Annotated in this window: 19 protein-coding genes; 8 read left to right on the top strand and 11 right to left on the bottom strand. The window is 67.2% G+C overall.

Features of this window, described 5'->3' with window-relative positions; all coding sequences use genetic code 11:
• Nucleotides 1-41: 41 nt before the first annotated feature.
• Nucleotides 42-446, bottom strand: a complete 405-nt coding sequence (locus tag BM009_RS07895; protein WP_093295225.1) for a hypothetical protein — start codon at nucleotides 444-446, stop codon at nucleotides 42-44.
• 45 nt (nucleotides 447-491) lie between these two features.
• Nucleotides 492-1076 carry an anthranilate synthase component II gene (locus tag BM009_RS07890; protein WP_093295224.1) on the bottom strand — a complete coding sequence of 195 codons (585 nt, stop codon included), beginning with the start codon at nucleotides 1074-1076 and terminating at the stop codon, nucleotides 492-494.
• Nucleotides 1077-1190: 114 nt separating this feature from the next.
• Between BM009_RS07890 and BM009_RS07885 the strand changes: the two genes are divergently transcribed.
• A complete protein-coding gene (locus BM009_RS07885; RefSeq protein ID WP_254772197.1) occupies nucleotides 1191-1601 on the top strand; it encodes a hypothetical protein in 411 nt (136 codons plus the stop codon).
• A 176-nt stretch (nucleotides 1602-1777) separates the two neighbouring features.
• Here the strand turns inward: BM009_RS07885 and BM009_RS07880 are convergent, their stop codons facing one another.
• Together BM009_RS07880 and BM009_RS07875 are read right to left on the bottom strand one after the other, a co-directional pair.
• Complete coding sequence (locus BM009_RS07880; protein ID WP_093295221.1) at nucleotides 1778-3265, bottom strand: anthranilate synthase component I family protein; 1488 nt, start codon at nucleotides 3263-3265, stop codon at nucleotides 1778-1780.
• Nucleotides 3262-5208 carry a peptidylprolyl isomerase gene (locus BM009_RS07875; protein WP_093295220.1) on the bottom strand — a complete coding sequence of 649 codons (1947 nt, stop codon included), beginning with the start codon at nucleotides 5206-5208 and terminating at the stop codon, nucleotides 3262-3264. The genes BM009_RS07880 and BM009_RS07875 overlap by 4 nt, the downstream gene beginning before the upstream one ends.
• Before the next feature lie 118 nt (nucleotides 5209-5326).
• Here BM009_RS07875 and tpiA point away from each other — a divergent pair, with 118 nt between their 5' ends.
• Nucleotides 5327-6082: a triose-phosphate isomerase gene (gene tpiA, locus BM009_RS07870; RefSeq protein ID WP_093295219.1), complete on the top strand. Its 756-nt coding sequence runs from the start codon at nucleotides 5327-5329 to the stop codon at nucleotides 6080-6082.
• A 34-nt stretch (nucleotides 6083-6116) separates the two neighbouring features.
• Nucleotides 6117-8084 (top strand): putative bifunctional diguanylate cyclase/phosphodiesterase, encoded by a 1968-nt coding sequence (locus tag BM009_RS07865; protein WP_093295814.1) that lies wholly within the window; start codon nucleotides 6117-6119, stop codon nucleotides 8082-8084.
• Here BM009_RS07865 and BM009_RS07860 read toward each other — a convergent pair.
• The 3 genes from BM009_RS07860 to BM009_RS07850 form a co-directional block, all read right to left on the bottom strand.
• Nucleotides 8062-9456, bottom strand: a complete 1395-nt coding sequence (locus tag BM009_RS07860; protein ID WP_093295218.1) for a leucyl aminopeptidase family protein — start codon at nucleotides 9454-9456, stop codon at nucleotides 8062-8064. The two genes, BM009_RS07865 and BM009_RS07860, sit on opposite strands and share 23 nt — an antisense overlap.
• A gap of 74 nt (nucleotides 9457-9530) precedes the next feature.
• Nucleotides 9531-10172 carry a hypothetical protein gene (locus BM009_RS07855; protein ID WP_093295216.1) on the bottom strand — a complete coding sequence of 214 codons (642 nt, stop codon included), beginning with the start codon at nucleotides 10170-10172 and terminating at the stop codon, nucleotides 9531-9533.
• Nucleotides 10169-11569 carry a serine hydrolase domain-containing protein gene (locus BM009_RS07850; RefSeq protein ID WP_093295215.1) on the bottom strand — a complete coding sequence of 467 codons (1401 nt, stop codon included), beginning with the start codon at nucleotides 11567-11569 and terminating at the stop codon, nucleotides 10169-10171. The genes BM009_RS07855 and BM009_RS07850 overlap by 4 nt, the downstream gene beginning before the upstream one ends.
• Before the next feature lie 108 nt (nucleotides 11570-11677).
• Here BM009_RS07850 and BM009_RS07845 point away from each other — a divergent pair, with 108 nt between their 5' ends.
• Complete coding sequence (locus tag BM009_RS07845) at nucleotides 11678-12466, top strand: hypothetical protein (protein WP_093295213.1); 789 nt, start codon at nucleotides 11678-11680, stop codon at nucleotides 12464-12466.
• Here the strand turns inward: BM009_RS07845 and rimO are convergent.
• Complete coding sequence (rimO, locus tag BM009_RS07840; protein WP_093295212.1) at nucleotides 12445-13776, bottom strand: 30S ribosomal protein S12 methylthiotransferase RimO; 1332 nt, start codon at nucleotides 13774-13776, stop codon at nucleotides 12445-12447. The genes BM009_RS07845 and rimO overlap by 22 nt on opposite strands.
• Nucleotides 13777-13995: 219 nt before the next feature.
• Here rimO and BM009_RS07835 point away from each other — a divergent pair, with 219 nt between their 5' ends.
• Nucleotides 13996-15219 (top strand): GGDEF domain-containing protein, encoded by a 1224-nt coding sequence (locus BM009_RS07835; RefSeq protein WP_175487943.1) that lies wholly within the window; start codon nucleotides 13996-13998, stop codon nucleotides 15217-15219.
• A 77-nt stretch (nucleotides 15220-15296) separates the two neighbouring features.
• A complete protein-coding gene (locus BM009_RS07830; RefSeq protein WP_093295209.1) occupies nucleotides 15297-15812 on the top strand; it encodes a GNAT family N-acetyltransferase in 516 nt (171 codons plus the stop codon).
• A gap of 193 nt (nucleotides 15813-16005) precedes the next feature.
• Here BM009_RS07830 and BM009_RS07825 read toward each other — a convergent pair whose 3' ends face one another.
• Both BM009_RS07825 and BM009_RS07820 read right to left on the bottom strand, forming a co-directional pair.
• Nucleotides 16006-17442: an AMP nucleosidase gene (locus tag BM009_RS07825; protein WP_093295207.1), complete on the bottom strand. Its 1437-nt coding sequence runs from the start codon at nucleotides 17440-17442 to the stop codon at nucleotides 16006-16008.
• Between the two features lie 138 nt (nucleotides 17443-17580).
• Entirely contained in the window at nucleotides 17581-20193 is a 2613-nt protein-coding gene (locus BM009_RS07820; RefSeq protein ID WP_093295206.1) for a M1 family metallopeptidase, read from the bottom strand.
• 139 nt (nucleotides 20194-20332) lie between these two features.
• Here BM009_RS07820 and BM009_RS07815 point away from each other — a divergent pair, with 139 nt between their 5' ends.
• Complete coding sequence (locus BM009_RS07815) at nucleotides 20333-21556, top strand: SGNH/GDSL hydrolase family protein (RefSeq protein ID WP_093295204.1); 1224 nt, start codon at nucleotides 20333-20335, stop codon at nucleotides 21554-21556.
• Here the strand turns inward: BM009_RS07815 and BM009_RS07810 are convergent.
• The gene (locus BM009_RS07810; protein WP_093295203.1) at nucleotides 21553-22623 is read right to left on the bottom strand and encodes a PA0069 family radical SAM protein; all 1071 of its coding nucleotides are present in this window, start codon (nucleotides 22621-22623) and stop codon (nucleotides 21553-21555) included. The two genes, BM009_RS07815 and BM009_RS07810, sit on opposite strands and share 4 nt — an antisense overlap.
• A gap of 56 nt (nucleotides 22624-22679) precedes the next feature.
• On the opposite strand from BM009_RS07810, the gene BM009_RS07805 reads away from it, so the two are divergent.
• The gene (locus BM009_RS07805; protein WP_093295813.1) at nucleotides 22680-23015 is read left to right on the top strand and encodes a VOC family protein; all 336 of its coding nucleotides are present in this window, start codon (nucleotides 22680-22682) and stop codon (nucleotides 23013-23015) included.
• Nucleotides 23016-23100: the final 85 nt, after the last annotated feature.

Genomic DNA, 23100 nt, shown 5'->3' with positions numbered 1-23100 from the left:
GGGGCGCGGCCAGCCTGTCGAGCAAATCCTGCTTGGGGGGCTTAGTTGCTCTTCTTCGGCTTGGTGTACGGCACGAACTCGCCGAGCGAGACGAAGCCGCGCGGGAAATAGGAGTTGCGGTCGATCAGCCGCACCGTGTCGATGCTGCACAGCTGCGATCCAAAGGTGTTGGTGACCAGGATCGAATTGTCGTCGAGCTGCTCGGCACCGCCGCGCGGCTGGTTGACGTACAGCGTGTTGCCGAGGGTGTAGACGATCGCCTTGCCGTCGATGATCTGGCTGGAGCCCGCACGGTCGAGGCTGATGCAGTCCACCGGCTTGCCCGCGACTCGGCCATCGAGCAGCTTGGCGAGCTGCTGCTCCGGCGTATCGCGGTGGCGGGCGTTGGCGACGGGGGCCGCGAGCAGCGCGGCACCGGCGAGCATGGTGGCGAGGATCGGTTTCATGGCGTTTCTCCTAGCAGGGCTGCGATGAACCGAGGCTGAAGCAGGTCAGGCGGCGGCGGTCGCCTCGATGCCCGCCAGGCGCAGGAAGTTGGCAAGCATGGCGTGGCCGTGCTCGGTCGCGATACTCTCCGGGTGGAACTGCACGCTGTGGATGGGCAGCGACGCATGGCGGAAGCCCATCACCGAACCGTCCTCGGCGGTGGCGTTGACCACCAGGCTTTCCGGAATGTCGGTGACGATCAGCGAATGGTAGCGGGTGGCGGTGAAGGGCGAGGGCAGATCGGCGAACAGCCCGGTACCGTCATGGCGGACCGGCGAGGTCTTGCCGTGCATCAGCCCGCCGCGCACCACGCTGCCGCCGAAATGCTGGCCGATCGCCTGGTGCCCCAGGCACACACCGAGCAGCGGCTTGCCGAGATCGGCGCAGGCGGCGACGAGGTCCAGGCTGATCCCGGCCTCGTTGGGCGTGCACGGACCGGGCGAGATCAGGAAGCCCTGCGCATTGCTGGCGATCGCTTCGTTCGCGGTCAGCGCGTCGTTGCGCACCACCTGCACCTCCACGCCCAGTTCCATCAGATAATGGACGAGGTTCCAGGTGAAGCTGTCGTAATTGTCGAGGACGAGGATCATGCGCGCAGACCTAGGCGCTCGGGCGTCGATGCACAATCCGGCCTTGCGGGTGCCACAGTGCCGCGGCACCGCTGACGGGGCAGGGACGTTGTGTCGCCTCCCAGGAGTATCCCCATGCTTGCCCGTTTGATGCTTGCCACCGCCCTGCTTGCCGCACCGGCATTCGCCCAGACCCAGGACCAGACGACGCAGGACGGCCCGCCCAAGCGGGTGCGCAGCATCCTGCTCTATGGCCAGGAGAGCTGCCCCAAGCCGGCGAACCCCGACGAGATCGTCGTCTGCTCGAATGCGGGCGATTCGCCCTATCGCATCCCCAAGCGCTTCCGCGACCAGCCCAAGCAAGACGCGCCCTCGACCAGCTGGTCGCGCCGCATGGAGGTGGTGGAGGACTTCAACCGCGCCGGTCTTCCCAACAGCTGCTCGGCAGTGGGCACCGGCGGCCAGACCGGCTGCACGCGGCAGATGCTGCAGCAATGGTATCAGGACAAGCTGGACAAGGAAGCAAAGGCCTCGCGCGTTCCCTGATCGGGCCCTTCCCCGCTCTTAGCTAGCCGTCATCCCCGCGAAGGCGGGGATCCATGGGCGCTGATGCCGCGGTTCCCTCCCCCGGCGCACAGGGCAATGGATTCCCGCTTTCGCGGGAATGACGTTGATTTTGGGCGATGCCGTTGTAGCGGCCGCATTCGGCGGCTGCGGCTTCCTTACTGCCCGAAGCCCGCCTCGCTGGCCCGCGCGATCGCCTCGCGCGCGGCGGCGAACAGTGCGCCGGACTTGGCCTCGCATTCGCGCTGCTCATACTCCGGATTGGAGTCGGCGACGATGCCGGCGCCTGCCTGCACGTGCATCACCCCATCCTTCACCAGTGCGGTGCGGAGCACGATGCACGAGTCCATCGATCCATCGGGCGAGAAATAGCCGACGCCGCCCGCATAGGGGCCGCGCGTCTCCGCCTCCAGCTCGGCGATGATTTCGCAGGCGCGCACCTTGGGGGCGCCGCTCACCGTGCCCGCCGGGAAGCCCGCGAACAGCGCGTCGATCGCGTCGGCATCCTTGCGCAGCTTGCCCACCACATTGGACACGATGTGCATCACATGGCTGTAGAACTCGACGGTGTAGCTGTCCGTGACCTTCACGCTGCCGGGCGCAGCAGCGCGGCCGACATCGTTGCGGCCGAGATCGAGCAGCATCAGATGTTCGGCGCGTTCCTTGGGATCGGCGAGCAGTGAGGTGCGGTTCGCCTCGTCCTCGGCGGCGGTGCGGCCGCGCGGGCGGGTACCGGCGATCGGGCGGATGGTGATCTCGCCGTCACGCGCGCGGACCAGGATCTCCGGGCTCGATCCGGTGAGCGCGAAGCCCGGCAGGTCGAGATGGTAGAGAAAGGGCGAAGGGTTGATCCGCCGCAGCGCGCGGTAGAGCTCGAACGGCGGCAGCGGGAAGGGCGCGGTGAAGCGCTGGGCGAGGACCACCTGAAAGATGTCGCCCGCCGCGATATATTCCTTCGCGGCCGCGACCATCTCGCCATAGCGGCCTTCCGGCAGCACCGGCGTCGGCTGGATCGTCAGCGGATCGGCGCGGACCGGCGCGGGAAGGGGTGCGCTGGCGAGCTGCGCGGCGACCGCGTCGATGCGGTCAGCCGCGACATCCGGGTCGGCGCCCGGCCAGACCGGGGCGACGAAGAACAGCGTGTCCGCCAGCCGGTCGAACACCAGCAGCACGGTCGGCCGCACGAAGATCATGTCCGGCACGCCGACCGGGCTCTGCGGCGGGCGCGGCAGCTTCTCGACCAGCCCGACGGTCTCGTAGCTGAAATAGCCGACGAGGCAGGCGAGCGCGCGCGGCAGCTCGGCCGGCACGTCCATCCGGCAATCGGCGACAAGCGAGCGCAGCGCCGCCAGCGGATCATCCGACAGCGGCTCGAACGCGGCGCGGTCGGTGAGCCACTGCCGGTTGATCTCGGCCTCCGTCCCGGTAGCGCGGAACACCAGGTCCGGCGCCAAGCCGATCAGGCTGTGCCGGCCGCGGACCGATCCGCCCTCGACCGATTCGAGCAGGAAGTCGCCCCGGCCCGGCTCGATCAGCTTGAGCGCGGCGGCGACCGGCGTCTCGGTATCGGCGACCTGCTGGCGCCAGACCAGGGCAGGCCGGCCGGCGGCAAGCGCGGCGCGGGCGGCGTCGAGGCCCTGGATCACTGGCCGCTGGCGCCCGTGCGCTGCAGGTCGGCGCGGAGGCGGGCGATCGCCGCTTCGTTGCGACGGACCTTGAGCGCGCTCACCAGCGAGGCGGCGAACTGGCGCTCATATTCCTGCGCACCCACCTGGCCAAGCGCCTGGGTGATCGACTGGAGCATCTGCGGGCCCTGCGGATCGCCGGCCAGGTTCCCCGGCTGGATGGTGTCGACATAGACGACATAATAGCCGGCGCGGTTCGGCGCCTCGACCAGGCGCGCGGTCTTGGCGGGCATGTCGAACGCCATCTGGATAAAGTTCTCCTTGCCGCGAAGCTCGCTGCGCTTGAAGTCGAACGGCTTGGGCGGGGCGCCCTTGGTCGCACCGGCCTCCGCAAGCGCCTGTGCCATCGGCACGCCCTTTTGCAGCTTGGGCAGCATCGCCGTGGCGGCGGTGCGTGCCTTGGCGAGCGCCTGGTCGAGCATGTAGTCGGCCTTTACCTTGTCGGTGATCTGGGCGAGCGGGCGGGGCGCGGCGGGCACGATCTTCTCGAGCGACACCAGCGCGAAGCTGCCGTCCTGACCCACGGGGATCACCTGCGGCTCGTCGCCGGCCTGCTCGAAGCCGAAGCCTGCCTTCATCACTGCGGTAACGGTGGCATCGGGCTGGTAGGCGGCATTGTCCGGATCGGTGCCGTTGGCGATCAGCGCGGGGCTGCGGACCGCGGTCAGCTTGGCCTTGGCGACGGCTTCGTCGAAGGTCGCGCCGTCGCCGACTGCATCCTCGATCGCCTGGCGCGAATCGGCGAGCAGCGCGGCCAGCTTGCGCTTGGTCACTTCCTCGGTGAGCTCGGCCCTAACCTGGTCCAGCGTGCGTGCGGCGATCTTCTCGACCTTGCTCACGCGGTAGACGAACCAGGCGCCGCCGAGTTGGACGGGGCCCCGCATGGCGGTCGCCGGGGCGGTGAAGGCGGCGTCGGCGAAGGGTGCCGAAACCTGCTTGGCGAGCGTTGCCTTGTCGCTAGCGTCGATGGTGCGGGCCTCCAGACCGGCGGCCTTGGCGGCGGCGGTCAGGTCACCGCCCTTGGCAGCAGCCGCGACCTTGGCGGCGACCGACTGGCTGATCGCCTGGACCAGCTCGACGCCGCGCTTCTCGCTGGCGGCGTATTTGGCGGCGTCCTTCTTGTAGGCGGCGGCGATCTCGGCCTCGGTCGGCGTGGCCTGCGCCTTCAGCGCATCGGGCTGGGCGAGCGCGTAGCGGACGATGCGGCGCTCGGGCACCTGATAACGACTGCGGTTCTGGGCGTAATAGCCGGCGAGCGTGTTGGCGTCCGGAGCGGGACCGGGGTCCATTGCCAGCGACTGGACGAAGCCGACGATGCCGGTGCGGCGCTCGAGCAGCGTCGCGACATAGGGGGTCACCACGCCGGCGGGGGCGGGAGCGCGGAGCGCGACCGGACCGACCAGCCAGGCAGCGTAGCGCTGCGTGGTCATGCCCTCGCGGAACACCGCCGGGGTGAGCTGATTCTGCGCGAGCAGCTGCTCGAAGGTCTGCTGGCTGAACTTGCCGTCCATGCCCGCGAACTGCGGGTTGTTGGCAATGTCGGTGTCGATCAGCTTCTTGCCGACCGCCATGCCGTTCTGGTTCGCGAATGCCTCGATCGCGGCGGTGTTGACGGCATCGTTCAGCGCGGCCTCGAACCCGCCCTGCGCCAGCAGCTGCGCCATCGTGATCTTCTGGCCCTGCGCCTGCGCATTGCGGACATAGCGCTCCAGCCGATCGCGAACCTGCTGCTCGGTCACCTTCTCGCCGGCCACCGTGGCAAGCGCACCGCTGCTGCCGGTGATGCTTTGGCGCATGCCGGTCACGTCACTAGCCGCAAAGGCGATCGCGAGCAGGCCCAGGAAGATGAAGACGATGATCAGGCCGTAGCGCGACTTGGTGAAGTTCCGGAAGGCGTTGAGCATGGAGAGCCGTTCGTTCGAGGAATTTGGGCCCGCTTTAGGGCGGGTGTCGCGCGCCTTCAAGCTTGTGCCGCGCGGCGCAATCGGTATCGACTGTGCCGAAACATTCGGGGAGTGATGGATGCGCCGCAAGCTGGTCGCTGGAAACTGGAAGATGCACGGCATGCGCTCGCATTTGCGCGAGATCGACGCGATCGCTGCCGCGGCGCGGGCGCACCCCCAGGTCGATGCGCTGCTCTGCGTGCCGTACACCCTGATCGCGGCGGCCGCGGACATCGCCCCGGACTTCACGATCGGCGCGCAGGACGTGCACGAAAGTGACCAGGGGGCCCATACGGGCGACATCTCGGCACCGATGCTGGTGGAGGCGGGCGCCAAGGTAGTGATCGTCGGCCATTCCGAGCGCCGCGCCGATCATGCCGAGACGAGCCACCATACCTGGGCCAAGGCCGCTGCCGCGCGGCGTCACGGCCTCAACGTGATCCTCTGCTGCGGCGAGACTGAGGCGGAGCACGACGCCGGTCGCGCCGAGCGCATCGTCCAGTCGCAAATCGAGAAGTCGCTGCCCGACGGCGCCGCACCCGACTGGCTGACCATCGCCTATGAGCCGCGCTGGGCGATCGGCACCGGCAAGACGCCGACGCTCGACGAAATCGCGACGATGCACGCGATCCTTCGCGCCAAGCTTCGCGGCATGATCGGGCCTTCGGCCAACGACATGCGGATCCTCTACGGGGGGTCGGTGAGCGGGGCCAATGCGGCGTCCATCCTCGCCGTGGACGATGTCGACGGCGCGCTGGTCGGCGGTGCGAGCCTCACCGCCGCCAAGTTCGTGCCGATCATCGAGGCGGCAGCGCAAATAGCGACGGCGGATTAACCTGTTGTCGGGGGTCTGGCGCTACAAGGCCTCCATGCTGCCGCGGATTCACCTCGTACGTTCGGGAAGGACCAAGCTCGACCGAGCGATCCTGACCGAACAATATCGGGTGCTGGGGCAGCAGATCCCGCTGATGTACACGCTCGTCTTCCTGGACGCCGTGTTCCTCGGCTTCGCCTCCTATGGCTCGGTATCGACTCGGCTCAGCATCGTCGCGCCGATCCTGCTGGGGATCGCCGCCGCAACGCGCAGCCTGTTGTGGATGGCCCGACGCGGCGACGCCATTCCCAGCCTCCGCAAGATTCGCCGCTATCTGATCGGTACCATCATCGCGGGGGCGCTGCTCAGCCTGGCTTTCGGAGGCTGGGCGCTGATCCTGTATATGGAGGCGGATCTGGCGCGGCGCACCTGCATCGCGCTCTATATCTTCATCGGCGCGATCACCTGCTGCTATTGTCTGCAGACCTTCCCGGTCGCGGCCTGGCTGGTGATGGGCTTCGGTGCCTCGCCGGTCATCCTGTGCCTGATCGCCTCGGGCGACCGGTTCCTGATCGGGCTGGGGATCAACATCATCCTCGTCTCGGCGGTGGTCCTGCGGATGTTCGGGACGACCCATGCCGGTTTCGTCGACGTGCTCGCCTCGCGCGCAGAGATGGCAGCGGGCCAGCGCCGTGCCCGGCTGGCCGAGCAGCGCGCCCACCAGCTCGCCTATCACGATCCGCTGACCGGCCTCCCCAATCGCCGCGCGCTCACCGAGTATCTCCGCGGCGCCGAGCCGCACCGCTTTGGGCTGATGCTGGTCGATCTCGATCGCTTCAAGTCGATCAACGACGTGCATGGGCATCCGATCGGCGACCAGCTGCTGCGTGCCGTTGCCGGGCGGCTGAGCTGGGTGGTGGGCGAGGGCGGCCGCAGCTACCGGCTGGGCGGCGACGAGTTCGCGATCACGCTGCCGTTCGACGGCAACGATCTCGATCGGGTGCGAAGCGTGGCGCATGCGATCGTCCGCGAGGTGGCGCGGCCGTTCCTGATCGACGAGCGTATGCACCATATCGGCGCCAGCGTCGGCATCGCGCTCTATCCCGAGGATGCATCCGACGCGGACACGCTGATGCGCCGGGCCGATGTCGCGCTCTACCAGGCCAAGGAGGCAGGTCGCGGCTGCTACTGCGCCTTCGCGAGCCAGATGGACGCCGAGATCCGCCGCCGCTCGACGATCGAGGCGGAGATGCGCGACGGGCTGACCCAGGGGCTGTTCTACCCGCGCTACCAGCCGATCATCGACCTGCGCACCGGCCATGTCACCGGCTTCGAGCTGCTCGCCCGCTGGCGGCGCGAGGATTCCGAGATCGGGCCCGACCAGTTCATCCCAATTGCCGAGGAGTGCGGGCTGCTCAACACGCTGATGCTCGACCTGCTCGACCGCGCCTGTTCGGAGACGCGCGACTGGCCGGTGCCGGCAAGCATCGCGATCAACATCTCGCCCGGCCAGCTGCGCGACGACTGGCTGAGTCACAAGATCCTGTCGGTTCTCGCCCGCACCGGCTTCCCGCCGCAGCGGCTGACCGTGGAAATCACCGAGAACGCGCTGATCGTCGATGCCGAGAAGGCGCACCACGCGATCGAATCGCTGAAGAACCAGGGCGTGCAGCTGGCACTCGACGATTTCGGCACCGGCTATGCCTCGATCCAGCATCTGCGCATGCTGCCGTTCGACAAGATCAAGATCGACCGCTCCTTCGTCGATGCGCTGAGCGAAAGCACCGAGAAGCTGCGGATCGTTCGCGCCATCCTCGGCCTGGCGAGCACGCTGGAGCTGCCGGTGGTGGCCGAGGGGATCGAAACGCTGGAGACGGCGGAGATGCTGCGGGCGCTGGGTTGCGCACAGGGGCAGGGCTATCTGTTCGGCCGCCCGATGGACAAGGAAGAAGTCGAGCGCTGGCTCGCCGACGGCGCGATGCCGCCGGCGGCCGAAGCGCTTATCCGCCGTAGCGGTCCTTGAGCACCTTCCAGGTGGCGCGCAGGCTCACTGCCTCGGCGCCCTTGGGCCGACCAGGCTTGGCGCTGCCGTTCCAGCAGAAGATGTCGAAATGGGCCCATTGGGCCTTGGCCGGCACGAATTCCTTGAGGAATAGCGCCGCGGTGATCGCGCCGCCGAACGGACCCTCGGCCGCATTGACCATGTCCGCCACGTCGGACTTCAGCAGCTCCTTGTACGGATCGTAGAGCGGCATCCGCCAGATCGGATCCGATTCTTCCTCGCCGGCCGCGACGATTTCCGCCGCCAGCGTGTCGTCGTTCGAGAACAACGCCTGGAGGTCGGCGCCCAGCGCGACCCGGGCGGCGCCGGTCAGCGTCGCAAAGTCGAACACCAGCTCGGGGTTCTTTTCCTCGGCCTTGGTCAGCGCGTCGCCCAGGATCAGACGGCCCTCGGCGTCGGTGTTGCTGTTCTCGACGGTGATGCCCTTGCGCGAGATCATGACGTCGCCCGGGCGCGTCGCCTCGCCCGAGATCGAGTTCTCGACCGCCGGCACCAGCATGTGGAGCCGCACCGGCAGCTTGTTCTGCATCACCAGTTCGGCGAGTGCGAGGGCGTGGGCGGCACCGCCCATGTCCTTCTTCATCAGCCGCATGCCGGCGGCCGGCTTGATGTCGAGGCCGCCGCTGTCGAAGCAGACGCCCTTGCCGATGATCGCGATGCGCGGATGCTCCGGGTTACCCCATTCGAGCTCGATCAGCCGCGGCTCGCGGCCCTTGCCCGCTGCCTGGCCAACGGCGTGGAGCATGCCATAGCCCTGCTCGAGCTCGTCGCCCTTCACCACCGAGAAGGTGGCGCCATAGGTCTTGGCGAGCTCGGCGCCGGCATCTTCCAGGTCGGCGGGGCTCATGTCGTTGGCGCCGGTGTTGATCCGGTCGCGCAGCTTGAAGGTGACGGCAGCCATGCGCATCGCCTCTTCCATCTTCACCGGATCGGCAGTGAGCAGCACGCGCGGGCCTTGCAGCTTGGGGTCTGCCTTCTTGTAGCGGTCGAACTTGTACTGGGCGACGAGCCAGCCATAGATCGCCTTGCCGGGCTCGACACCTTCGACGCGGTAGCTGCCTTCGGGCAGCGTCTCGGCCAGCTTGGCGAGGCACCAGGGGGTGAGCTTCTCGGCATTGCCGACGACCGAGACGACCGACCAGTCCTCCGGCGCATCGCCGGGCAGGATCGCGCTGGAGTAAGCCGAGCCGCTGAGCTTCTGCGCGGCGGCGGCGGCGCGGTGGCGCGGGGGCTGCGCGGCGAGCCAGGTATCGAAGCCCTTGGCGTCGATCAGGTGGATGGTGCGAGCGGCCTGGCCGCGGTCGGGCTGTACGAGCGTGTTGAGATCCGTCATGTGCCTGATCTAGGACGCCGCGCGCCCCGCGCCTAGCCCGGACCCCCCTGGTTTTTTGGCCAGGGGGCGCCGCATCATTTCGCCGCGGGCAGCAAGCTCTTCCACCGCGCGTCGAGCCTGGCCTGCGCATGATCGCGCTTCACCTTCGCCACCAGCGAGATGCCGCGCAGCGTGACGCTGTGCCCGCCGAGGAACTTGCCCGAGATGGTATAGCCGACGTCGTACAGCGCCACGTCCTCGTGCGGATCGCCGTCGGCGAGGAACTGGGTGACGATCACCACCGGCAGCCGCTCGTCACCGCGGCTGTTGTCGGGCAGCCCGGCGGCCTCACGCGCCTTGACCAGCGCGTGTTCGAACCAGCCGCCGTCAATGCGCGGTTCGCCGGTGGTCTCGGCCGGCGAGACGCCGAGGGCGGTCGGGAAGAGGACCGTCTGGCTCTGCACCGATTGCTCGGGCGCAGCGGGCTTGAGCGCCAGCGTCTGCTTGCCGGCATCGGCGGCGACCAGCACCAGCTTCGCCACCTTTGCGGAGGCGCGCTGCTCGGTGGCCGCCTTCTCGGCCTTGGTCTCGCGGCGATCGTTCCAGTTGTTCCACAGCGTCAGGCCGGAGATCAGCACGGCGGCTACGCCCAGCACTTCGCCCAGCGTGATCCAGCGCCGCCGCACCTTGGCGGCTTCGGCGCGGTCCTTGGCACGGCTTTCGGCTTCGTCGCTCATCGCGGCATCACCAGGAACTGCTCGAACTTACCGTCGGTGCCGGGCTCGGCATAGGTCACGGCGATCAGCTGGCGACCCTGATAGCGGATTCGGTAGTTACGGTTGACGAAGCCCCCGCGCAGCCGCGCCTTGCCGATCGGCTCGAATGCGAGCGGCTCGCCGAGTGGCGCGAGGCTGGCGCGATAGTCGCCGAGTGCGGTGGCATCGAAGAAATAGTTCGCATCCTCGGTCATCAGGCTGCGATCGGGTGTGCCGGCGCGGAGCTGGTCGAACAGCTTCCTGGCCAGCGCGTCGCGCTGCTGGTCGAGAGTGAGTGCGGCGGCGGGATTGGCGACCGGCAGCAGCAGCTCGGTGATTCCCTGCGCGATGATGTCGTGCGCACCGCCGAAATCGGCGCTGACCAGCGAGACCACGGCGAACTTTTCTTCGGGGATCACGACATTGCTCGACAGGAAGCCCACCGCTTCGCCGCCGTGCGATACTTCCTTCTTGCCGCCATGCTCGCCCAGCGACACGCCAAGGCCGTAATGGGTGGGGGAACCGTCGGCGAGCTTCACCTCGGTTTCCTGCGCCGCCCAGTCCTCGGGGGTAAGCACCTGGCGGTCGATGCGGGCGATGTCCCACTTGGCAAGATCAGCGGCGCTCATCGCCAGCTCGCCGGCCGCCCAGAGCCAGCCGTCCGCCGCCGGCTTGGCCGGGCGCACGGGGCCCAGCGCATAGCGGTGCGTGCCCTGCGGGAAGCCCTTGCCGATCGCCTTGTCCTGGTCGATCGCCTGCATCGCCAGCGGCTTGAAGATCTTGGCCTGGAGATAGTCGAGCAGCTTCCTGCCCGAGGCCTTCTCGATGATCATGCCGGCGACGACATAGCCGGTGTTGGAATATTGCCACGCGGTGCCAGGGGCGAAGTCGAGCGGCTTCTTGGCCCAGCGATCGACGATCTGCTGCGGCGTCACCGCCGTCTCCATCGCCTTGAAGCTATAGTCCTGCGGCCAATAATCCTGCAGGCCGGCGGTGTGGCTGAGCAGCTGACGGATGGTGATCTTGTCGGCATCGGTGACGTCCGGCACCCATTTCGAGACCTTGTCGTCGAGGCTCAGCTTGCCCTCGTCCTCCAGCAGCAGGAGTGCCGCTGCGGTGAACTGCTTGGAGATCGACGCGATCTGGTATTTGGCGTTCGCGTCCGGCCCCTTGGCGATGCCGGGGCCCTGGTCGCCATAGGCCTTGGTGAAGACGATCTTGCCGTCGCGCACGATCGCGATCGAGGCGGAGGGCACGCCGCTGCTCTTCAGCGCATCGGCGACGATCGAGTCGACCTTGGCGGTCTGCTCCGCGGTGAGCTGCTGGGCGGCGGCGGGGGTGGCGATCAACAGGGTGGCGGCAAGGGCGGAACGGAACATCGGGCCTCCGGGAAATATGGCTGTGGCTTAGCGCTGCTCGCGTCCCCTGCCAACGGATCGTTGCAGCCCGATCTGCAGCGGCATAGGATCTTCGGCCGGGGGTTACATATGCGATTTTTTGTTACGTTCGTTCTGATCGTGCTGTCTGCCTGCAGCTATCAGCAGCTCTTTGACAAGCTGAGCACGCCTGCGGAACAGGCACAGGCGCTACACGCGGTGCGGGCGGTGCAAAGTGCGGATCTGCAATGGCTTCAGAGCGCCTCAGACCCGCGGCTGCGTACTCAGCTGGATGCCACGCTCGTCGGCAAAATGCAGGCGCTGGCAAAGGGCGATCCCGTCCTGGGCAACATCAACGTCCAGTGGCAGATAGTCGAAGGCCGGAAAACTACGCTGAAAAGATTCACTTATGAGCTCGGCAACGACGCTAAATGGGCTGTGTTCGAGGTCGTTCTGGAGACGGCCGGGCCGAGGCCTGTGATCGAAAGCGTGTTTGTGCAGCCGGTCGGCCAATCGCTTATCAGCGCCAATCGCTTCACGTTCAGGGACAAGGGTCCGATCCAGCTGCTTTGGTTGGCGCTCATCGCCGCGGCCGTGGCGACCAGCCTCGTCGCCTTCGTGCTCGCCCTGCGCACCAGGGGCCTGCGGTTCAAGTGGCTCTGGTGCGTCGGAGTGCTGTTCTCCTTCGGCATGTTCCAGCTGGACTGGACTACCGGCGCCTGGCGGACCCTGCCGGTGAGCTTCCTGCTGCTCGGCGGATCCGGGTTCCAGCAGGGACCGTTCACGCCCTGGATATTTAGTTTTGCAGTGCCGGTGATCGCAATCCTTTTTCTCGTGCTGCGGGCAACCGGCAGGCTGCCGATCAAACCCGCAGCCGATCAGCCCATCGGTACACCGTAGAGATCGTGTTCGTCCGCGTCCTCGATGAGGACCTTCACGATGTCGCCCTGTTCCAGATGGCCGGAGTCGCGCAGGAACACTTCGCCGTCGATCTCCGGCGCGTCGGCCTGGCTGCGGCCGGTGGCGCCGCCGTCCTCGTCGACCGCGTCGATGATCACGTCGAGCTTGCGGCCGATCTTGGCCTGGAGCTTGGCGGCGCTGATCGCGGCGGTCTTTTCCATGATCCGGGCGTAGCGCTCTTCCTTGACCGCTTCCGGCACCGCGCCGGGCAGGTCATTGGCCGAGGCACCCTCGACCGGCTCGAAGCGGAACGCGCCGACGCGGTCGAGCTGGGCTTCGTCGAGCCAGTCGAGGAGGTACTGGAAATCCTCCTCGGTCTCGCCGGGGAAGCCGACGACGAAGGTCGAGCGGATCGCGATGTCCGGGGCGATTTCGCGCCAGCCGCGCAGCCGCTCGAGCACCTTGGCCTCGTTGGCCGGACGCTTCATCGCGCGCAGCACGTTGGGCGCCGCGTGCTGGAACGGGATATCGAGATAGGGCAGCACCAGCCCCTCTGCCATCAGCGGGATCACCTGGTCGACATGCGGGTAGGGATAGACATAGTGCAGTCGCACCCAGGGCGCGATCTGGCCGAGCTCGCGGGCAAGATCGGTCATGTGCGGCACCACCTCGCGGCCCTTCCAGGCGCGCGGCTCCTTGCGGATGTCGATGCCGTACGCCGAGGTGTCCTGGCTGATGACCAGCAGTTCCTTGGTGCCGGCGGCGACCAGCTTTTCCGCCTCGCGCAGGATCGCGTCGGGCCGGCGGCTGACCAGGTCCCCGCGCAGCGACGGGATGATGCAGAAGCTGCAACGGTGGTTGCAGCCTTCCGAGATCTTCAGATAGCTATAGTGGCGCGGGGTGAGCTTGAGCCCGCTGTCCGGCACCAGGTTGACGAAGGGCGAGGGCGGCATCGGCGCCGCAGTGTGCACCGCGCCGACCACGTCCTCATATTGGTGCGCGCCGGTGACCGCGAGCACGTTGGGAAAGCGGGCACGGATGACCTCGGCCTCCTTGCCCATGCAGCCGGTGACGATCACCCGGCCGTTCTCCGCGATCGCCTCGCCGATCGCCTCGAGCGATTCTTCCTTGGCGCTGTCGAGGAACCCGCAGGTATTCACCAGCACGACGTCCGCGCCGGCATAGTCCGGCGACAGCGCATAGCCGTCCGAACGGAGCTTTGTCAGGATACGCTCGGAGTCGACCAGATTCTTGGGACAGCCGAGCGACACCATGCCCACCTTGGGGGCTTCTGGGAGTCGCGTTGCCATGATCGGGTGGGCACATAGGGAAGGACGGGCCGAATTGCTAGCCGCGGCGCCGTTCCCTGCGTGGAAGCGGAACGCGCAGGGTGCTCGCCGCCTGCCGTCGAAACGGCGAAGGCGCATGGCAAACGTTTCACTTTGCAACGTTGAATCGTCTCGCCAGCACAGTCGTGCTTCCATATGTGCGCTATATTGAAGGCAGATCGAGCCCGGACACTCGAGGGAATGCAGCAGCTGGAAATGGTTTTGCATGCCGGAACGCTGATTGCCGTGAATGCGCTGATCTCGCTGTTGTCGAGCCTCGCTTTCCTCTTGGCCTTTTCGATCCGACCGCGGTTCGTGCCACCCTATAGTCTGCTTGCCTGGTGTATCGCCTATTTGGCGTTCGCCGCCGGCTTTGGCGTGCTGATGCTGCCTGCCTTTGCGATTTCCCTGCCGCGTTTGGGCCTTTCCGGCAATCTTCTGATCGATCTGGGGGCCGCTCTTAATTTTGTGGCCGTGCATCTCTATTTGAAGCGGCCGCGGATCGAGTTGTGGATCCTGGGCCCGGCAATACTGCTTGCGACGATCGAAATCGCCTATGTCCTGTCGCATTTCGAGAACATGCGCGTGATGGTGGCGATGGGCTGTGCCGTTCGCGGAATCCTCACCGTCGGCGCGGCGATGGCCCTGTGGCAGTGCCTCGATGTGTCGCGCCGGCCGGTCGCACGGCTGGCAGGGGCCATCCACATGCTCTGGGCGCTGGTTCTGCTGGCCCGAATGCTCTGGTGGGTTTTCAACCCCGATGCCGACGGGGACGGGGATCCGACGACGACCTTCGGCCTGACCTCGCGGCTGGTTCTCACCTGCGCGATCACCCCGTGCTTTTTGTGGATGCTTACCCGCCAGCTCGATGCGGAGTTGCTACACTATGCGTCGCGCGACCCGCTGACGGGGCTCGTCAATCGACGCGTCATCTGGGAGCAGGGGATGGCGCGGGCAGCGCAGGCGACCCGGCAGCACCGCGCAATTGCGGCGCTCATGATCGACGTCGATCACTTCAAGAAGGTGAATGACGGCTGGGGTCACGCCTCCGGCGATGCGGTCCTGCGCGCGGTCGCTCGTGCGCTTGCGGAAACGGCATCGCCGGGGGATGTGGTCGGTCGGGTGGGCGGCGAGGAATTCCTGGTGCTGCCCGCGCATTCCGGCACGGCGGCGGCGCTTGCGGAGCGGCTGCGCGCGGCGGTGGCGGATCTGCAGATCGCGGTAGAGGGCGGCGCGGTGCTTCAGTGCACCATCAGCGTCGGCCATGCCGAGGCGCGGAACGGGGGCGGCGCATGGCAGCGACTGGTAAACGAGGCCGATCACGCATTATATGCGGCCAAGCAGGGCGGGCGGAACCGGGTCGTTTCGGTAGTGGTGCCCGCCTTGCAGGAAGCAGATGCGGGTGGCGCCGTCGCGCTGGCGTGAAGCCTGCGGCCTTTACGGATAAGCGCGCGTCGCCAATAGGTTTACCGCGATACCAGCATTCCCCGGGAGATTTCGTCATGACCGCGACCACCGCCGAGCCTGTCCAGCTGCCGACCCGCTCCGGGCTCGTCATCGACGTACGCACCGTGCGTCCTGACGACGAGGCGCTGCTTCGGGACTTTTTCGATCACGTCTCGAACGAGGACCGCCGCTTTCGCTTCTTCACCGCGGCCCCGCAGCTCCAGCCGCACCAGGCCAAGGCGCTGATCGAGGTGGATCACCACAAGACCGAGAGCTATCTGGCGTTCACCGCCGAGGGCGAACTGGTCGGTTCGGGCATGCTTGCCTGCGACGACGCGATGGAGACAGCCGAAGTCGCCATCTCGATCCGCGCCGACCGCAAGGGGCAGGGGGTGGGCTGGAGCCTGCTCAACTACATCACCGCCGAGGCAAAGGCGCGGGGCGTCAAGCGGCTGCAGTCGATCGAGAGCCGCGAGAACCACCTGGCGATCGAGCTGGAACGAGAGATGGGCTTTGTCGCGCGCGAGGTCGAGGGCGACCCGAGCGTGGTGCTGCTCGAAACGGTGTTCTGATCGGTCTTACAACGGGCAACGATAAGCCCGAGGCAACCAGACCTCGTCATTCCCGCGAAGGCGGGAATCCATTCGCCTGGACGCTCGGGGAAAGAACCTCCGGTTCAGCGCCCATGGATCCCCGCCTCCGCGGGGATGGCGGAGGTTTGAGCAAATGCGATTGCCTCCCCCTCTAAGGGGGGGATAGGCAGGATCACCGGAACGGCGGCTCGTTAAACGCGCGCAGCTTACGACTGTGCAGCTTGGCACCTTCGCGGCGGAGTTCCTCGCATGCCTCGATGCCGATCTTGAGATGCTCGGCGATCGCGCGCTCGTAGAAGCGGTTGGCCTGGCCCGGCAGCTTGAGCTCGCCGTGGAGCGGCTTGTCAGAGACGCAGAGCAGCGTCCCATAGGGCACGCGGAAGCGATAGCCCTGGGCCGCCAGCGTCGCCGACTCCATGTCCACGCCCACCGCGCGGCTCAGCGAGAAACGCAGCGCTGACTGAGAATAGCGCAGCTCCCAGTTGCGATCGTCGGTGGTGACGATCGTGCCGGTGCGCAGGCGCTGCTTGAGCTCGTCGCCCGATTGGCCCGAGACCGTCTCCGCCGCCCGTGCCAGCGCCTGCTGGACTTCGGCGATGGCGGGGATGGGGATTTCCGGCGGCAGCACGTCGTCCATGATGTGGTCGTCGCGCAGATAGGCATGGGCGAGCACATAGTCGCCGATCCGCTGGCTCGGGCGCAGGCCACCGCAATGGCCGATCATCAGCCACGCCTCGGGGCGAATGACCGCGAGGTGATCGGTGATCGTCTTCGCATTGGACGGGCCGACGCCGATATTGACCAAGGTGATCCCGGTGCCGCCCTCGGCCATCAGGTGATAGGCGGGCATCTGGTGCCGCCGCCACGCGCCGTCGCTGACCAGCCGGTCGGCGTCCGCCGCATCCTCGATCACGATCCCGCCCGCGCCCGATACGCCGGTGAAGCGGCTCTCCGGCCCCAGCTGCGCGCAGGCCCAGCGGACGAACTCGTCGACATAGCGGTGGTAATTGGTGAACAGGATATATTGCTGGAAATGCTCGACCGGTGTGCCGGTATAGTGCTTGAGCCGCGCCAGCGAGAAATCGGTGCGCAGCGCATCGAACAGCGCCAGCGGCCGCGTCTCGTCCTGGCTGATCCAGATGCCGTCGGCGATCTCGTCGCCGATATGCGACAGCTCGGTCGCCGGGAAATGCCGACCGAGCTCGGTTGCCGAGACGTCGTCCAGGCTCAGGATCGTGTTGGGATCGAGCACATAGGGGAAGGGGATTTCCTGCCGCCCGGTGACGGCGTGCACCTCGACGTCATAATCCTCGATCAGGAAGGTGAGCTGCTCGGTGAGATATTCGGCGAACATTGCCGGGCGCGTCACCGAGATGCGGTAGTCCCCCGCTTCGACCAGCCGGCCGAACGAGCGGCGCGGAATCGGCTTGTTGACGCCGCCGCGATAGGTGACGCGGAGCTCCGGATAGGCGAAGCTGCCGTCAGTCCGCGTCTCGGGATCGGGCGTGGTGCCGTCGGTGATGTAGCGGTTGAGCGCCTGCTGCAGTCGTTCGACCGAGGCGCGATAGAGCCGATCCAGGTCGGCGACGATATCGGAGGCTTGAGTCATCTTCCATCGCTAAGCGCGGAAGATGACTCTGGCAAGTCGGGGACGCGCGGGCCGCCAGGCTTCCGCCAATTGAAAGCCTTCGCCGAAGCCAAGGCCCGGCCCATGCTGGTGCGGGGGGCTGCTCCCCCCGCACGATGCTCATTTCCCCGCCACGATCGCCGCGCTCACCTCGCCCGCCTTCGCGTCGCGGAAGCGGGCGCAGGTGCGGATCGTCTCGATCGCGCGGTCGAGATTGAGCGTGCTGCCCTTGGTGGTCGGCCGCAGCTTGGCGTCGACCGCATCGGCCTGCGCGTTCGAGCAGAGCGCGCCGAACATCTGCGCCGCCCGGCCCGAGAACACGCCGCCGCCGCCGCCATTCTTCACGAACTCATCGAAATGCGCGATCATGAAGTCGCTGGCGAGGTCGCGGGTATAGGGCGACTTGAGGAAGCCGGCGACGGTGAACAGCCGCTTGCGGGCATCGACGCGGGGATCCTGGAAGTCGTTGAGGAACCAGCGGGCGATGTCCGGATTGTTCGACCCGGTCACGCCCTGGCCGAGCGCCTCGAACAGCGCGGGTTTGCCGACGCTCTGGGTGAGCAGCGTCTGCGCGAAGGGTACGCCGCGCTCGTTGAGCGCGATGCCCGCCGCGACGCCGCGCCATGCCGGGTCGAGCGCCTTGTCGTCCCCAGCGACGAACGCATCGAACGCCGTCATCAGCTTGGTGCGAAGGGCCGGATCATGGCCGGTGACCGCAACCAGACCCACCAGATCCTTGCGTAGCTCGCGCTGATCGGCCTCTTCCTTGTCATAGGCGCCGGTCGCGGGATCGAAGCCGATCTTGGTCAGCATCGGGCCGTACAGCTCGACGAACAGCTTGCGATAGGCGGGCAGCGCGTTCGCGGTGATCAGCCCGCGCTTCTCCAGGTCGCGCAGATTATGGGCATTTTGGAAGACGATCTTGGTGGAGGCGTGCTTCGCGGTGGCGCGGGTGAGCGCGATGGTGCGGGTCACCGGGCTGCGACCGGCGTAGAAACTGGCCCACGCGCTGTCGTCGACGGCGAGCACCTCGGCGGCGGGCAGGCTGGGGGTGGCGACGATCAGCGCGTCCCAATCGGCGGGATCGAGCTCGAAGCGATAATAGCCCCAGCCGCCCGCATTGGGCACCAGCGCGCCGCTACCCTTGGCCGAGAGGGTCATGCTCGGCTTATCGAGCAGGCTGCAGGCCTTGGTCTCGCCCTGACGAACGCACAGCGGCACGATCCACTGCTCGGCGGGCAGGTTGGCGCCGAAGAAGCCGTAGCGCGACTGGGTGGCGGTGAGCGTGGTTCCTTCGCGGTGCAGCGTCACCAGCGGCACGCCCTGCTGATCGACGAAGCTCTTCAGCGACGCCAGCACGCGCGGATCATGCGCGGCATCGGCCAGCGAGGCGAAGAACTGGTCGGTGCTGGCATTGCCATAGGCGTGGCGCTTCATGTGTAGCCGCACGCCCTCGCGGAAGGCTTCGTCGCCCATATAGGCGGCGATCATCGCGACGACCTGGCCGCCCTTGCCATAGGTGATCTGGTCGAACGCCGCGTCGATGTCGCCGTCATTAGGGATAGGCTGGTGGATCGGGCGGCCGGCGGCGAGCGCATCGAGATCCATCGCGTCGAAGCCTTCCTCGATCGCGTTCAATTCGATCTGCAGGCCCGGGCGCCATTCGTTGCCGATGCGATAGCCCATCCAGTTGGCGAAGCTCTCGTTGAGCCAGATGTCGTCCCACCACGCCGGCGTGACGAGGTCGCCGAACCACTGGTGCGCCAGCTCATGCGCGACCACCATGCCGAACGCCTGCTTGCGTTCGCTGCTATCCTTCTCGTCGAGGAAGATGATGCCGTCGCCATAGATGTCGGCGCCGGCATTCTCCATCGCGCCTGGCATGATCGGCGAGCCGATCTGGTCGAGCTTGGGGAAGGGGAAGGGCTGGCCGAAATAATTTTCGAGCAGCGAGACGATCTTGCCCGATTCGTCGCGTGCAAAGGCGAGCTGGCCGGCATTGGGCTTGGTACCGACGACGCCCAGCGGCATCGGGGTGCTGCGCTGGGGCGTCGGCGGGATCATCGTCGCGGCGGTGGCGAAGGGGCCGGTGACCAGCGCGACGAGATAGGTCGGCAGCGGCTTCGTCGGCGCAAACTGATGGCGGACCAGCGTGCCCGCCTTGCGGCTGCTCGCCTCGGGCGCGTTGCTGACCGCGGTGAAGCCGGGCTTGGTGGTGATCGATACGGTGAACGGCGTCTTGTAGCCGGGCTGGTCGAAGGACGGGAAGGCGGCGCGCGCCTCGATCGATTCGAACTGGGTCCAGCTGTACCAGGCGTCCTCGACCTTCACATGGTAGAGCCCCTGGGTGCCGGTGCCGAACGCGGCGTCATAGTCGAATACCAACGTCACGCGACCGGCGGGCAGCGTCTTGCCGAAGTCGAGCTCGGCGAGCCCGGTTGCGCTCTTCTGGGTGAAGGTGGCGGTAACCGACTTGCCGCCGCTGCGCGCGACCGCCTTGGCGACGTGCAGGTCGCGGCCATGCATCCAGATCGTCCGCGCGGGCGCCTTCAGGTCGATGTCGATCTCGGTGTGGCCGTTGAAGCGATCCTTCGCGGGCAGGATGGTGAAATCGAGGCGGTAGGCGATCGGCGTGGCGGCATCGGGCAACTTGCCGGTGGGCACGGCAGGGGTCTGGGCGAGAGCGGCGACGGGTAGCAGCAGGGCAGAGGAGGCGAAGAGAAGCGCGCGCATCGAGGTTCCTTGGTCGTGGTTAGCGCAAGCTTAGGGCAGCCTACTGCTTTGTCGCAATGGTACACCTGTACGTCTAAGCGCTTGCCCTGTCCCGCCAGCCAACTATGGTACCGCTATCAAGCATTTATGGAGAGGGTGTATGGCGAAGATGCTGCGCTGGGTCGCGGTCGGGTTGCTCGCGGCGGCGACGGCGCAGGCCTCGCCGGGTGATCGCTGGACGACCGCCTGGTGGAGCTCGCAGCTGGCGCTCGACTCCCAGAATGCTCTGCCCGCCACCGATCTAACCGATGCCACGCTGCGCCAGATCGTCCGGCTGCAGGGGCCTGCGACGCGGCTGCGCGTGCGCTTCACCAACCGCTTCGGCAGCGCGCCGCTGATCATCGATGGCGCGACCATCGCCCGCGCGGTGGACGTCGCGAGCCCGAAGATCGACGCTGCCACGCTGCGTCCGCTGCGCTTCGGCGGCGCGACGGCAGTGACGATCCCGGCGGGGGCCGATTACTGGAGCGACCCGGTAGAGCTCAAGGGCGCGGGCGGCACCGACCTCGCCATCTCGCTCTACGTCGCCACTCCGCCGGCGCAGCAGACCGGGCATCCGGGCTCGCGTGCGACCTCCTATCTCGTCCATGGCAACCACAGCGCCGATCCGGACCTGACGGGCGCCAAGACCGTCGATCACTGGTTCCAGATCGCCGGCATCGAGGCGGTGGCGCCCAGGGCGCGCGCGATCGTCGCGTTCGGGGATTCGATCACCGACGGCTACGGCGTGAAGCCCAACACCAATGCCCGCTGGACCGATGCGCTCCAGCGCCGGCTGCGCGCCGCACCGGGGATGGGCGAGGTGGCGGTGCTCAACGCAGGGATCGGCGGCAACCGGCTGCTCAACGACGGGCTGGGCCCGAACGCGCTGGCGCGTTTCGACCATGACGTGATCGGCCAGCCGGGCGTCACCCATCTGATCGTGCTGGAGGGCGTCAACGATCTCGGCACGCTCACCCGTGAGGCGCCGGTGCCGGCAGCCGCGCACACGGCGCTGGTCGGGCGGATGATCGACGCGTATCGCCAGATCGTCGTCCGCGCGCACGCCCGCGGCATCAAGGCGATCGGCGCGACGATCATGCCCTATGCGGGCTCGGGCTATTACCATCCCGATGCGCAGAACGAAGCCGATCGCCAGGCGGTCAACCGCTGGATCCGCACGCCGGGCAATTTCGACGCGGTGATCGATTTCGACGCAGCGGTGCGCGATCCCGCGGACCCCAAGCGGCTGCGCAAGGACTATGACAGCGGCGACGGGCTGCACCCTTCGGTGGCGGGCTATGCGGCGATGGCGGGGGCGGTGCCGCTGGCGCTGCTGCGCTAGAACAACTCGCCCTGTGGGCCGGCCGGCGGGCGGAACAGATCGGTGCGGAGCCGCATCCGCTCGCCGTCGAGGCCGTAGCGCTTCACCGCGCGGGCGAAGCGGGTGTGGAGCAACTCCGCCCAAGGCCCTTGGCCGCGCATGCGGGTGAAGAAGCCGGGATCATTGTCCTTGCCGCCGCGGATCGACTGGATCGTTGCCATCACCTTGGCCGCACGATCGGGGAAATGCGCGTCGAGCCAGGCGCGGAACAGCGGCGCGACTTCCCAGGGCAGCCGCACCGGCAGGAAGAAAGCGCCGCGCGCGCCCGCTTCCGCTGCGCGTTCGAGGATATGCTCCATCTCGTGATCGGTGACGTGCGGGATCACCGGCGACATCGAGACGAACACCGGGACACCGGCATCGGTGAGCGTCCGGATCGCCGCCAGGCGGCGTTCGGGATGCGGCGCGCGGGGCTCCACCGTCATCGCGATCTTGGGGTCGAGCGAGGTGACCGACAGCATCACCGCCGCCAGCCCCTGCGCCGCCATGGGGGCGAGCAGGTCGAGGTCCTTGACTACCCGGTTCGACTTGGTGGTGATCGTCACCGGATGGTGGCATTCGGCGAGCAGCTCGAGGCAGCCACGGGTGATCCGCCAGGTCGATTCAATCGGCTGATAGGGATCGGTATTGGTGCCGAAGGCGATCGGCTTGCAGACATAGCCGCGCTTGGCGAGCTCGGCGCGGAGCAGCGCGGGTGCGGTCGGCTTGGCGAACAATTTGCTCTCGAAATCCACGCCGGGAGAAAGGTCGAGATAGGCATGGCTCGGCCGGGCGAAGCAGTAGATGCAGCCATGCTCGCAGCCACGATAGGGGTTCACCGATTGCTCGAAGCTGATGTCGGGCGACTGGTTGCGGCTGATGATCGTGCGCGGGGTCTCGACCGTCACCGTCGTGCGCAGCGGCGGCGGGGCGCCGTCGATCGCTTCCTGCGCGTCGAGCCAATCGCCGTCCGCCTCGCGGGCGGGGAGGTTGAAGCGCGCGCTCGCCTCGTTGAACGTGGCGCCGCGGACGGGGCGACTCTTTGCCATTGCGCGATGCTAGGGTGCATGTAAGAACGAAGCAAGAACATTGAGGGGAATGGATGATGGCGCGACTGAATTATCTCGAACTGCCGGCGGGCGACGTGGGGGCGCTGAAGGGTTTCTATGGCGCGGTGTTCGACTGGCAGTTTACCGATTTCGGGCCGAGCTATGCGGCGACGATGAGTGGCGACACCGATGTCGGGATCGACGGCAATCCGCAGGGGCGCACGCAATTGCTGCCGGTGATCGCAGTCGGCGATCTCGAGGCGACGCTGGCGGCGGTGGAAGCGGCCGGCGGTGTCGTGACGGTGCCGATCTTCGCCTTTCCCGGTGGGCGGCGATTCCACTTCCGGGATCCGCAGGGGCATGAGGTGGCGGCGTGGGTGATGGAGGAGTGACGCCGCTTCCTGCCAGATCGGCTTGGCCATAGCAGTGCCCCTGCGGAAGCAGGGGCCCAGGGTCACAAGCGATGCCTTCTCCTAC

It is taken from the genome of Sphingomonas sp. NFR04 (assembly GCF_900114095.1).
Taxonomy (GTDB): domain Bacteria; phylum Pseudomonadota; class Alphaproteobacteria; order Sphingomonadales; family Sphingomonadaceae; genus Sphingomonas.
This window is presented reverse-complemented; position numbering and strand designations above follow the sequence as displayed.